The 573-nt window shown below is 43.6% G+C and carries 1 protein-coding gene; it reads left to right on the top strand.

The genetic code is table 11. From position 1 onward, the window contains the following. A partial coding sequence (locus AC27IT_RS27930) for a DnaA ATPase domain-containing protein (RefSeq protein WP_487092281.1) occupies positions 1–573 on the top strand: 573 nt, incomplete at both ends.

Raw genomic sequence — 573 nt, forward strand, 5'->3', positions numbered from 1 at the left:
GGCGTTGTAATTTATCGGGTTCACAAGGATACTGAGCTGCGGCTGAGAAAAGAAAACAAGCCATTGGACAGCCTATCACTTGATGAAATGGTTCTTGAAGAAGATTATCTTGCGGGAAAGGTTTGCACGCCAGATAAGGCTCGGGAATGGAAAACGACGTATTCCAAACAATGTGAGTGTGTGAAACAAAAGAAAATAGCGAAGCTCATGGCAGCCAGCGGCATTACAGAAAAGTTCGAAAAGCTGTTGTTTGGCAACTTCAAATTAGATGGCAAACCCCAAATGATTAAAGATGCCTATGAATGTGCGGTCGAATACTTCAAAGACTTTGAAAAGATCAAGGGAGAGCGTGCCAATAGCATTGCTCTACTGGGACAGCCGGGCAGCGGCAAAACGCATCTGTTAACGGCCATCATGAACAATCTCATTAAGAAGAAATCGACTCACTGCCTGTACTTTCCTTACGTTGAGGGCATGAGTGATCTGAAAAATGACTTTGACCAGCTGGAAACAAAGCTGAATGCCATGAGAAAAGCAGATGTGCTGTTCATTGATGACTTATTCAAGCCAGTT

Source organism: Brevibacillus sp. YAE8, assembly GCF_057543335.1.